Here is an 11,958-nt window from a genome sequence, read left to right as displayed (position 1 = left end):
TCAGGGGTTTGCGGAAAGTCTGCAGGTGAGCGGGCGCGTGGAGGCTAGGAGTTTCGGCCGGTCCGGCTCGGGCGCGGTCCGGGGAGTACCCGGGGGTCCCGCGCCAGGATCATGTCCAGCGCGGTTGCATTATCCAGCGTTTGCCGCGCGGACAAGGGTGGCGGCTGCAATACGGCCCGCGCGGCGTCTGCTGGGGGCAGCTGTACGCCCACATGAAGCGCCGGGACGGTGGGAGCTGCGCGTTCGACCTCGCGGGCGGCATCTGCCAGGACCTCCAGTGCCGCGTCCTCGATGCCGGCAGTACGCGTGAGGTTAATAAGGATGTTGGCACCGAGCGTTGCTGTATGGCGCAGGATATTCAGCAGGGTGCCGCAGTTGGAGCCGGTCAGGGCACCCCGAACTTCAATGGAGGCGGCTGCGTTCTTCGTATCTACGCTGACCAGGACCCGCAGTGGATCTTCCATGTCATCTCCACGCCGACAGTGCTCCCGGCCACTGCTCAACCGGGTATCCCACCGTACAACGGCCGTTGCCCTGCTGTCTGCCGTTTACCCCGTCTTTGGCCCTGCCGGCGGCAAGGCCGGCAGGGCAACCGCCGGGCAGCAGGGGCGGATCAGAATGAAGCGGCGGGTTTCCGGCTCCCGGCGACGACGGCGGCCGTGGCTTCTGCGATCGCTTCCTCTTCATCCGTGGGCACTACCAGGGCCGGAATTGCCGAGTCCGGCGTGCTGATCCGCCGGGCCTGCTTCCCCCGGGCAAGGTTGGCCTCCGGATCCAGCCGGATACCCAGCGGACCGAGCTGGTCCACCACCAACTCCCGGAACTTCCCGGAGTTTTCTCCGATTCCCGCGGTAAAGACCACCGCCTGCGCACCGCCCACGGCCACATGGTAGGCGCCGATGTACTTCGCCAGCCGGTAGGCGGCAACGGCCAGGGCCAGCCGCGAGCGTTCATCGCCGGCGTCCGCGGCCTCCTCGATGCTGCGCATGTCTGACTCGCCGGCCAGGGCCTTTAACCCGGATTCGCGGTTGAGCATATTGTCCAGGGTGTCGGCGTCATAACCCTGGCGGGCCAGGAACACCAGGATGGACGGATCAACGTCTCCGCTGCGGGTACCCATCACCAGGCCCTCCAGCGGCGTGAATCCCATGGAGGTGTCGATGCTCTTGCCGTCCTGAATGGCCGCAACGGAGGCGCCGTTGCCCAGATGGGCGATGACGGCGCGGAACCGTTCGGGCTCTATGCCCAGGAAACGCGCGGCGGCCGGAGCCACGAAGCCGTAACTGGTGCCGTGGAAGCCGTAGCGCCGGATGCCGTGCCGGCGGTACAGGCTGTCCGGCAGCGCGTAGCGCCAGGCCCGTTCCGGCAGGGTGCGGTGGAAGGCGGTGTCGAAAACGGCAACCTGGGGAATTGACGGCCACTTGTCGTGTACTGCCCGGATACCCATGGCGCTGGCCGGATTGTGCAGCGGTGCCAGCGGGCTCAGCCGCTCAATGGAACGGACAATCTCGTTGTTCACCAGGACCGGCTCACTAAAGCGCTCGCCGCCGTGCACCACCCGGTGGCCCACGGCGTCGATGCTCCGCCCGTCCAGTTCCCGCCGCAGCCGGGTACTGAGTTCCTCGAGCGCCGCGGTGTGGTCCGGGATTACGTCACCGATCCGGTCGATGAGGCCCTTTGTGAGCAGCTCCTGGCTGTCTGTGTCCCGCACCTGGTATTTCAGTGACGACGAGCCTGAGTTGATGACCAGCACCAGCATTTAGTCCTCCTGTGCCTGGACGGCGGTAATGGCCACGGTGTTGACGATGTCATCCACGGTGCAGCCGCGGCTGAGGTCGTTGACCGGTTTGCGCAGCCCCTGCAGGATCGGTCCCACCGCCACCGCCCCGGCGGACTGCTGGACGGCCTTGTAGGTGTTGTTGCCGGTGTTCAGGTCCGGGAAAATGAAGACCGTTGCCTGCCCCGCCACGGAGGATCCCGGCGCCTTGGAGGCCGCCACCGAGGCGTCTACGGCGGCGTCGTACTGGATGGGGCCTTCCACCGGAAGATCCGGCCGGGCGCGGCGGACCAGCTCGGTGGCCTTGCGGACCTTCTCCACGGAACCACCGGTGCCGGAGGAACCGGTGGAGTAGGAGAGCATGGCCACCCGGGGCGTGACGCCGAACTGTTCGGCGGTGGCGGCCGAGGCCAGTGCGATGTCCGCCAGCTGCTCCATGTCCGGTTCCGGATTCACGGCGCAGTCGCCGTAGACCAGGACCCGGTCTGCCAGCAGCATAAGGAACACCGAGGACACAATCTTTACGCCCTCCTTGGTGCGGATGAACTCCAGGGCGGGCCGGATGGTGTTGGCGGTGGTGTGGGCGGCGCCGGAGACCATGCCGTCCATCCGGCCCAGCTGGACCATCATGGTGCCGAAGTATGCCCCATGGAGCATACGCTCCTGCGCGTCCTCCAGGGTGACGCCCTTTTTCTGGCGCAGTGCCGCGTATTCGCGGGCAAATTCGTCCCGCAGGGCACTGGTGGCGGGGTTGATGATGTTGACGTTGGCGAGGTCAATGCCTTCACTTGCCGCCAGTTCGCGGATCTGCCCCTCCGGTCCCAGGACCGTCAGCGCACATACGTCGCGCCGGCTGAGGATCTCCGCTGCCTGCAGGATCCGCACGTCCAGTCCCTCCGGCAGGACAATGCGCTGCCGGCTGGCGCGGGCGCGCACAATGAGCTCGTTGAGGAACCGCAGCGGGGTGGTGGTGGCCGGCCGGGGAAGCGCCAGCCGTTCCAGCAGTTCCACTTCGTCCACGTGCCGGGACCAGGTACCCAGGGCGGCCGCCACCTTGCGCCGGTGGCCGCTGGAGATCTCGCCGCGGACGCGGCTGACCCGGCGCGCCGTCGTATAGGTATCCGTGCTGACATCGAACACCGGGAACGGCGCGGAGGCCAGCAACTCAAGGATGGCCGGCTCCACCTCCATGCCGCCGGTGAGGATCATGCCGCTCGCCACCGGGAAGTCGGAGGAGAAGGAGGAAGCAAGGGTAGCCACCATCACGTCGGCACGGTCCGCCGGCACAATCACCAGCGTGCCGTCAGTGAGCTGCGGGATGAAGTTGCCAACCGTCATGGCCGCCACCTTCACTGCTGAAACATCCCGCTCCAGGGTGGCGCTGCCGGCCACCTGGCGCGCCTGCAGCGCTTTCTGCACCTCGGCGATGGACGGCTGGGAGATTTCGCTCTGTTCCGGAATGACATAAACCGGGCGTCCGCTGTTGCCCGGGCGCATGGCCGCAGCGATGGGTTCGACTTCCGACGGCGCGGCGCGGTTGACCATCATGGCCAGCAGATCGCATTTGGCATCGGCCAGCTGGCGGCGGGCCACGTCCACGGCATCCGCTGTTTCTGCGGCGCTCATTTCCTGGGCGTTGACGACGGCGAGCACCACGGTGCCCAGGTCATTGGCCAGACGGGCGTTGAGATCGAACTCGAGGGCGACGTCGTGCCCGGAAAGGTCCGTGCCCTCCACGATCACGACGTCGCAGTTGGCGGCGATCTCGCTGTAGACGGCCAGGCAGCGGGCATCCACCTCGCCGCGCTCACCGGCGACCAGCAGTGCACGCAACTGGGCCCGGGTCAGCCCCCCGCGGCAGGTGGAGGGGCCAAGGTCGAAGCGGCTCTGCATCAGTTCCACCATGGGGTCCTGCGCCGGATCATCGCCTTCGACGATGGGGCGGAAGAAACCCACCCGGTCCGCGTGGCGGCCCAGCATGTCGGCCAAGCCGAGGCTGATCAGGGACTTGCCGGATCCGGGCGTCATGGCGCTTACATAGATTCCGCGGGCCATAGCTGTGATCCGTTCGTAGCGGGGTTCTTCCCATCCCGGGGGCGGGGTGGATCAGGTCACATCCATACTCGCAAAAGCGTGCGGCAGTTGCCAGCGGGGCACGCTTCACCCCAGGCGCGGTACAAGGCTTCGTGGACTCTTCTGTCTCAGGATGTGAGACTAAAATAAGTGCCGCCGGACGCCCAGCCTACGATTGACCGGTTATATTCCTCAAGACAAGGCGAGGACCACGTGAGTCTCTTCCGTACCAAACCCATCGAAGCTTCCCTGGCGGACGCCGACGAACCTGGCCGCCGGCTGAAGCGGTCACTCACCGCGTGGGACCTGATGATCATGGGCGTCGCCGTCGCTGTGGGTGCCGGCATCTTCTCGGTGGGTGCCAAAGCTGCGGCGGAGTTCTCCGGCCCCGCCGTCACCATCTCTTTCGTGCTGGCGGCCGTCACCTGTGCGCTGGCCATCATGTGTTACGCCGAGTTCGCCACCGCCATTCCCGTTGCGGGTTCGGCGTACGTCTTCAGCTACGCCACCATGGGCGAGTTCGTCGCCTGGATCATCGGCTGGAACCTCATCCTCGAACTGTTCACCGCCGCTGCGGTGATCGCCAAGTACTGGGGCATCTACCTCAGCGAGGTGTTTGCCCTGATCGGGGTGGATATCCCGGCAACCCTTCACCTTGGACCCATTGACCTCACCTGGGGTCCGTTCCTGATTGTCACCGCGTTCACCATCCTGCTGGTGATGGGCACCAAGCTCTCCGCACAGGTGGGCAACGTCTTTACGCTGATCAAGGTGGGCGTGGTCCTCTTTGTGATCGTTGCTGGTTTCTTCTACGTCAAGGCGGAGAACTACTCCCCGTTCATCCCGGATTCGGTGTCCACTGCCAGTGAAGGCAGCTCGGGCGTTATGCAGCAGTCCCTGTTCTCCTTCCTGACCGGCGCAGCGCCGGCCCAGTACGGAATGCTCGGCGTTTTCGCCGGCGCCGCCGTGGTGTTCTTTGCCTTCATCGGCTTCGACGTGGTGGCAACCTCCGCCGAAGAGGTCAAGGATCCAGGCCGGACCCTGCCGCGCGGCATTTTCGCCGGGCTGGCCGTAGTGACACTGCTTTACATCGGTGTATCCCTGGCCCTGACGGGCATGGTCTCTTACACGGATCTGGCGACGGCGGAAAACCCGAACCTGGCCACCGCCTTCACCATGGTGGGCAACACGGCCGCCGCGAAGGTCATCGCCGTTGGATCACTCATCGGACTCACCACGGTGATCATGGTGCTGCTGATGGGCCTGGCCCGGGTGGTGCTGGCCATGAGCCGCGACGGTCTGCTGCCCCGTGGACTGTCCCGCACCAGCGACAAGCACTCCACCCCGGCGCGGCTGCAGATCCTCTGCGGCGCACTGGTGGCCTTCGTGGCCGGGTTCACGCAGGTGGACGTGCTGGAGGAAATGATCAACATCGGCACGCTGTCCGCCTTTGTGGTGGTCAGCCTGGGCATCCTGGTCCTGCGGAAGAAGCGCCCCGACCTGCGGCCGGCCTTCCGGGTTCCGTTCGGGCCCGTCATTCCGGTCCTTTCCGCCGTGCTGTGCCTGTACCTGATGACCAACCTGGCCGTGGAAACCTGGCTCTACTTTGCCGGCTGGCTGCTGATCGGTTTCCTGCTCTACTTCGCCTACGGCCAGCGGCACTCCCGCCTGAACGAGAAGTTCTCAGACGTGGCCCGTGCCGGCGCAGGCAGGGACGCCGCGGAAGCGTAGCGCATTTCCCCGTGCGCGGTTCCGGGCGGGGTGGCACACTGGGCGGATGCTAGTTGCCTTCTCAGTTGCCCCGTCCGGAACCGGACCGCAGACCCTTCCCGCCGGAACAGGTGATGCCTCGGTGCACGACGCCGTAGCCGCCGCCGTGAGGATTGTCCGCGAGTCCGGGCTGCCAAACTCCACCGATGCCATGTTCACCACCCTCGAGGGTGAGTGGGATGAAGTCATGGACGTGGTCCGCCGCGCCACGGAAGCGGTGGGCCGGTACGGCAGCCGGGTATCGCTGGTGCTCAAGGCGGACATCCGCCCCGGGCACGCCGGCGAGCTCACCGGCAAGGTGGAACGGCTTGAGAAGGTGCTGGCCGAACAGGACGAATACGGCGGCCACGCCTAGCGGCCGCTTTTCCGAATGAACGGAGCCTGCAATGGAGCAGTGGAAACAGGTAGAGGACTTCCTGGCCGGCGTGATCGTGCAGCCGGACGATGACCTGAGAGCCATCGTCGCAGCGACCGCTGCCGCAGGACTGCCGCCCATCGAGGTCTCCGCTGCGCAGGGGAAGCTCCTGATGCTGCTGGCCCGCCTGTCCGGTGCCCGGCGGATCCTGGAGATCGGCACGCTGGGCGGTTTCAGCACCGCGTGGCTGGCCAGGGCGCTGCCGCCCGGGGGAGAACTGATCACCTGTGAATACGAGCCCCGCCATGCGGAGGTGGCCCGCGCCAACCTGGCCGCCGCCGGACTCGCGGACCGTGTCACGGTGCGGGTGGGTGCGGCACTGGACATCCTGCCGGCACTTGCCGGGCCGTTTGACCTGTTCTTCATCGATGCGGACAAGGCCAACAATCCGGCCTACGTGGACTGGGCAGTGAAGCTGTCCCGGCCCGGCAGCGTCATTGTGGTGGACAACGTGGTGCGCGGCGGCAGTGTCCTGGACGCTTCCGGTGACGACGCCGTGCAGGGCACCCGGGAAGCCCTGTCCGTGCTCGGATCTCATCCGCGGCTGGAGGCTACGGCCCTGCAGACGGTGGGATCCAAGGGCTGGGACGGCTTCGCGCTGGCCGTGGTCGGGTAACCCGCCCGAGGCCGTCCTAAGCTGTAGTTATGAGCTTTAGCATCCGGCGCGCCGCGGCAGGCGACGCCGAGGATTTCGTTTCCGTCCATCTGCAGGCCTGGCGGGAAAGCTACGCCCATGTGCTGGGGGACGAGGTTTTCACCCGCCGGGAAGCGGACCGTGCCGCCGCCGTCGACCACCGGCGTGCCCGGCTGGCCGAGCAGGCACTGGACCCGGAGATCGGAAATTGGGTGGCGCACGCAGGCGACGGCCGGCTCCTCGGTTTTGCCTCTGCCGGTCCTGCCCGTGACACCGGCATTGATGTTCCGCTGGAGCTGTGGTCCATCTACATCCTCGCGGAGGCATATGGAAGCGGCGTAGGCCAGGGTCTGCTGGAGCACGCCGTCGGCGACAAACCGGCATATGTATGGGTGCTGGAAGACAATCCACGCGCCCAGGCCTTTTACCGCCGCAACGGTTTCATCCCGGACGGTGCGTCCAAAAACCTTCCCCAGGTATGGGCCGGAACCGGCATGCTCGAAATCCGCATGGTGCGGCGCTGATGGGGCGCCAACGGCCGGGCAAGGAACCGGCAGCGCCGGCCGGCGGGGGAACCGGCCCCGTGGCCGGCAGCTATCCGATTGACACCGGCACGTGTGAGCTGGTGCCTGATTCGTTTAACCCGGACGGGTGGATCCTGATGGTCAACGGGGTGCACAGCTCCCACATTGACCTGGCCGATCCGCGCCATCTGGACTTCGAATACATGCGGTGGATCGCGGCCCTGGTCGAGTCCCGCTGGAAACCGGATGCCACCCTGCGGGCCCTGCACCTGGGCGGTGCCGCGTGCTCGCTGGCACGCTATTTTGCCGCTGTATATCCGGGGGCCCGGCAAGTGGCCGTGGAACTGGACGGCCGGCTGGCCGAGCTGGTCCGCGGTTGGTTCGACCTTCCGCGGGCGCCGCTGCTGCGGCTGCGGGTGGGGGAGGCCCGCGCCGTCACCGAAACGCTGCACGAGGACAGCCGGGACCTGATCATCCGCGACGTGTTTGCCGGCGCCAAGACCCCGGTTTCACTGACGACGGCGGAGTTCACCGAGCATGTACGGCGCGTACTGGCGCCGGGCGGTGTGTATGTGGTCAATTGCGGCGACACTCCGGATCTGCGCGGAGCGCGGGCCGAGGCAGCAACCATTTGCGCAGCCTTCGAATACACGGCGGCCATCGCCGATCCGGCCATGCTGAAGGGCCGCCGCTACGGCAACATCATACTCGCCGGCAGCGATGCCCCGTTTGCGCAGGACCCGTCGCTGCCGCGCACCCTGCTGGGCGGCGGTGTGCCCGCGCACCTGTGGGACGACGCGAAAATGCGCAGCTTCGCTGCCGGTGCCCGTCCCCTGCATGACGCCCCCGCTCCGGAGGACGGGGAAGCCCCCGAACTGCCTGGGGCAGGGGCACCCGGGGAGAGGTCCCGGCCCGGCAAGTAGTCAGCATACTTATTACCTGGGTAGGGTGGAGGAATGGGCGCCGTTTCTGCGGGGCCTGGACCGACCCATGATGGAGGCTGCATGTTCAGCAAGAACTCATCCGAAACCAATCCGCCCGTCCCCGGCGCTCCGGCATCCCAGGCGCCCGAGTTGGCCGAACCCACCTCGCCGCGCGAACCGCTTCCGCCCAAGCCGGATCAGACCGGGCCTGAAACCGTCTCCGCCACGGGTGTTCCAACCGGCGCCGCGAAGGCTGCACGCGCCCAGAGTGGACCGTTCCTGACCACCGCCCAGGGAGCCCGGCTCCGGGATACAGACCACTCCCTCAAAGCCGGACCCCGCGGCCCAGTGCTGCTGCAGGACCACCATCTGCGGGAGAAAATCACCCACTTTGACCATGAGCGTATTCCGGAGCGGGTGGTGCATGCGCGCGGCGCGGCGGCCCACGGAACATTCGTGGCCAACGGCACCGCCGAAGGAGTCACGCAGGCGGGCTTCCTCGCCAAGGGCGTGGAGACCCCCGTTTTTGTGCGCTTTTCCACCGTGCTCGGCTCCCGCGGCTCCGCGGATACTGTTCGGGACACCCGCGGATTCAGCACCAAGTTCTACACAGCCGAGGGCAACTATGACCTGGTCGGCAACAACATTCCGGTGTTCTTCATCCAGGACGCCATCAAGTTCCCCGACGTTATCCATGCGGGCAAGCCGCATCCGGACCGCGAAATACCGCAGGCCCAGAGTGCACATGACACCTTCTGGGACTTCGTTTCCCTCCACACCGAAGCACAGCACCACACCATGTGGAATATGTCGGACCGCGGAATTCCGCGCTCCTACCGCACCATGGAAGGCTTCGGCGTCCATACCTTCCGCCTGGTGAACGCCGCCGGCCAAACCACGCTGGTGAAGTTCCACTGGAAGCCCCGGCAAGGCGTGCATTCCCTTGTCTGGGAAGAGGCACAGATCATCAACGGCATGGATCCGGACTTCCACCGCCGCGATCTTGCCGACGCCATTGAAGCCGGCGCGTTCCCGCAGTGGGACCTGGGCATCCAGGTGTTCCCGGACACCGAGGACGAAATGTTTGAGGGCATCGATCTGCTGGATCCAACCAAGCTGGTACCCGAGGAACTGGCGCCGGTGCAAATCATCGGCACCATGACGCTCAATGCGAACCCCACCAACTACTTCGCCGAAACCGAGCAGGTGGCCTTCCATCCCGGTCACCTGGTGCCCGGCATCGACGTCACCAACGACCCACTGCTGCAGGGCCGGCTGTTCTCGTACATCGACACCCAGCTGACGCGGTTGGGCGGACCGAACTTCAGCCAGATCCCCATCAACCGGCCGCATGCACCCGTCAATGACATGCTCCGGGACGGCTTCCACCAGGATGCCGACCATGCCGGCGTCGCACCGTACCAACCCAATTCGCTGGACGGCGGATGCCCATTCATGGCGGGGGCGGACATGGGGGCGTTCATTGATGTTCCCGCGCCGGTGCCCGCCTCCCGCAAGGTCCGCGAGAACCCGGCCACCTTCGATGACCACTACAGCCAGGTGCGGATGTTCTTCCGCTCCCTGACGCCGGTGGAGCAGGACCACGTGGTCCAGGCCTACACGTTTGAGCTGGGCAAGTGCTATGAGGAGAACATCCGCCTGCGCCAGCTCCAGTCACTGGCGAACATCGACGAACGGCTGGCCGCCGAAGTGGCAACCGGACTGGGACTCGAAGCGCCTGCCCCTGACACAGCGGTTGAAGACACGGACCCAAGCCCCGCGCTGAGCCAGATCGGGGCTTCGTGGCCCGTGGCAGGGCGCGTGGTGGGCGTAGTTGCCGACGATTCCACCGACTTGGGAGCACTGTCCGACGTGCTCACTTCCCTGAACGCGGCGGGCATGGTTCCGCTGGTCGTCGCTCCGCACGGCGGCAAGCTCGGCGGGGAAGTCACGATCCAGCGGACCTACCTGACGGCCCGCTCCACCGAGTTCGACGCCGTTGTTGTGGCAGCGTCGGGTGCTCCGGCACCTGACGCGGCGGACAGCCTGGACGCGAAGGCCGGCAACCCGGAGGGCCATCCGTCCCAGGACCCACGGGTCACCATGCTCCTGGCCGAAGCCTTCCGCCATGTCAAGGCTATTGGGGCCTGGGGCGACGGAGCATCAGTCCTTGCGGCTGCGGGCATCCTTGCGGAAACGCCCGGCGTAGTTGTGGGCGCTGCTGCCGAGGTTGTGTCCGGAGTGACCGGGCTGCTCGCCAACCACCGGGTTTGGGAGCGCTTCCCCGTAGCCTGACCTGTCCCGCCAATCGGCGGACGAACGAATGATGAACGAATAAGGGGATCTGCGGCAGCAGCCGCAGATCCCCTTATTCGTCCTGTTCGGAACCGGCCTAGACTCCGAGGAGCTCGGTGATGGGACCCACTCCGAAGTACAGGACAAACGCAGCAGCCACCACGTACATCAGCGGGTGGATTTCCCGGGCGCGGCCCTGGCAGAGCCTGATGACGGTGTAGGAGATGAACCCGGCACCCAGTCCGTTGGCAATGGAGTAGGTAAAGGGCATCAGTGCGAATGTGAGGAAGGACGGCAGGGCCAGTCCAATGTCCGTCCAGTCGATCTTGCCCACCTGGGAGACCATCAGGTAACCCACCACCACCAGGGCCGGAGCCACGGCCTCGAAGGGGACGAGGTAGATCAGCGGGGTCAGGAACATGGCCACGATGAACAGCAGGCCGGTTACCACGGAGGCCAGGCCGGTCCGGGCACCTTCACCGATGCCGGCGCCGGATTCCACGAAGATCTGGTTGGAGGAAACACCGGCGCCGCCGCCGGCAACTGCACCCGCTGCGTCGACCAGCAGCACGCGCTCAACGTTGGGGATGTTGCCGTCCTTATCGAGGCTCCCGGCCTCGCTGGCCAGGCCCACCATGGTGCCCATGGCGTCGAAGAAGATACTCAGCAGGATCACGAAGACCAGCAGCGAGGCGGCAATGCCGCCCAGGGTCTGGAAGGAGCCAATGAGGCTGACGTCGCCGATCAGGGAAAGATCAGGTGCGCCCCATTCGGGCATGCTGGGGGTCACCAGCGACCAGCCGGTGGCGGTTCCGGCGCCCTGGCTGCCCGGGCTGGCCAGCCACTCAACGATTACCGCGAAGATGGTGGAGGCCACGATACCGATGAGGATGGCGCCGCGGACCTTGCGTGCCATCAGCACAATGGTCAGCAGCAGGCCGAAGACGAATACCAGGGTGGGCCAGCCCAGCAGCTCGCCGCCGTTGCCCAGCCCAAGGGGAACGGTGGTGCCCGCGTCGTCCGGGTTGCGGCGCACAAACCCGGCGTTGACCAGTCCCACGAGCGCCACGAACAGGCCGATGCCCACCACAATGGCGGTCTTCAGGCTGGGCGGAACCGCGCGGAACACCGCGGTGCGGAAACCGGTGAGCACCAGGATGACCATTGCCAGGCCGGCAATGACCACCAGGCCCATGACGTCCGGCCAGGTGAGCCCGTCATTGGTGGCAACAGTAACGGCCACGAAGGCGTTGACGCCCAGGCCGGTGGCAATGGCGAAGGGGTGCTTGGCCCAGATACCCATGATCAGTGTCAGCACGCCGGCCACCAATGCGGTGCCGGCGGCGACGGCCGGGCCGGGAAGGGTGTTCCCCATGGAGTCTTCGCCGCCAAGGATCAGCGGGTTCAGGACCACGATGTAACTCATCGCGAAGAAGGTGGCCAGGCCGCCGCGTACTTCGGTGGAAAGGGTTGAACCACGTTTAGTGATTTCGAAGTAGCGGTCCAGCTTTGAACCTTGTTTGAGCATGACGCGTCCTCTGAACTGA

10 protein-coding genes are annotated in these 11,958 nt (G+C 66.1%); 6 read left to right on the top strand and 4 right to left on the bottom strand.

The window, feature by feature from the left end; all coding sequences use genetic code 11:
* Nucleotides 1-44: 44 nt before the first annotated feature.
* The 3 genes from QNN98_RS00365 to pta all read right to left on the bottom strand — a co-directional run bounded on the left by QNN98_RS00365 (nucleotide 45) and on the right by pta (nucleotide 3,832).
* Nucleotides 45-464 (bottom strand): hypothetical protein, encoded by a 420-nt coding sequence (locus tag QNN98_RS00365; RefSeq protein WP_227912493.1) that lies wholly within the window; start codon nucleotides 462-464, stop codon nucleotides 45-47.
* Between the two features lie 149 nt (nucleotides 465-613).
* Nucleotides 614-1,759 (bottom strand): acetate/propionate family kinase, encoded by a 1,146-nt coding sequence (locus QNN98_RS00360; RefSeq protein WP_283995936.1) that lies wholly within the window; start codon nucleotides 1,757-1,759, stop codon nucleotides 614-616.
* Complete coding sequence (gene pta / locus QNN98_RS00355) at nucleotides 1,760-3,832, bottom strand: phosphate acetyltransferase (RefSeq protein ID WP_283995935.1); 2,073 nt, start codon at nucleotides 3,830-3,832, stop codon at nucleotides 1,760-1,762.
* A 231-nt stretch (nucleotides 3,833-4,063) separates the two neighbouring features.
* Between pta and QNN98_RS00350 the strand changes: the two genes are divergently transcribed.
* From QNN98_RS00350 to QNN98_RS00325, 6 genes are all read left to right on the top strand, one after another.
* Entirely contained in the window at nucleotides 4,064-5,581 is a 1,518-nt protein-coding gene (locus QNN98_RS00350) for an amino acid permease (RefSeq protein ID WP_227912490.1), read from the top strand.
* A gap of 46 nt (nucleotides 5,582-5,627) precedes the next feature.
* A complete protein-coding gene (locus QNN98_RS00345; RefSeq protein ID WP_227912489.1) occupies nucleotides 5,628-5,975 on the top strand; it encodes a thiamine-binding protein in 348 nt (115 codons plus the stop codon).
* A gap of 31 nt (nucleotides 5,976-6,006) precedes the next feature.
* On the top strand, nucleotides 6,007-6,651 hold the full coding sequence (locus tag QNN98_RS00340; protein ID WP_283995934.1) for an O-methyltransferase: 645 nt from the start codon (nucleotides 6,007-6,009) through the stop codon (nucleotides 6,649-6,651).
* 29 nt (nucleotides 6,652-6,680) lie between these two features.
* Nucleotides 6,681-7,193 carry a GNAT family N-acetyltransferase gene (locus QNN98_RS00335; protein WP_227912487.1) on the top strand — a complete coding sequence of 171 codons (513 nt, stop codon included), beginning with the start codon at nucleotides 6,681-6,683 and terminating at the stop codon, nucleotides 7,191-7,193.
* Entirely contained in the window at nucleotides 7,193-8,116 is a 924-nt protein-coding gene (locus QNN98_RS00330) for a spermidine synthase (RefSeq protein WP_229958689.1), read from the top strand. Before QNN98_RS00335 ends, QNN98_RS00330 begins: the two co-directional genes overlap by 1 nt.
* Before the next feature lie 81 nt (nucleotides 8,117-8,197).
* Nucleotides 8,198-10,411, top strand: a complete 2,214-nt coding sequence (locus QNN98_RS00325; RefSeq protein WP_283995933.1) for a catalase — start codon at nucleotides 8,198-8,200, stop codon at nucleotides 10,409-10,411.
* A 97-nt stretch (nucleotides 10,412-10,508) separates the two neighbouring features.
* Here QNN98_RS00325 and QNN98_RS00320 read toward each other — a convergent pair whose 3' ends face one another.
* Nucleotides 10,509-11,939 carry an NCS2 family permease gene (locus QNN98_RS00320; RefSeq protein WP_227912484.1) on the bottom strand — a complete coding sequence of 477 codons (1,431 nt, stop codon included), beginning with the start codon at nucleotides 11,937-11,939 and terminating at the stop codon, nucleotides 10,509-10,511.
* Between the last annotated feature and the right edge of the window lie 19 nt (nucleotides 11,940-11,958).

Origin of the sequence: Arthrobacter sp. zg-Y1143 (assembly GCF_030125565.1) — a bacterium.
Taxonomy (GTDB): Bacteria; Actinomycetota; Actinomycetes; order Actinomycetales; family Micrococcaceae; genus Arthrobacter_B.
The sequence above is the reverse complement of the archived record's forward strand: the minus strand, read 5'-3'. Positions and strand labels throughout refer to the sequence as shown.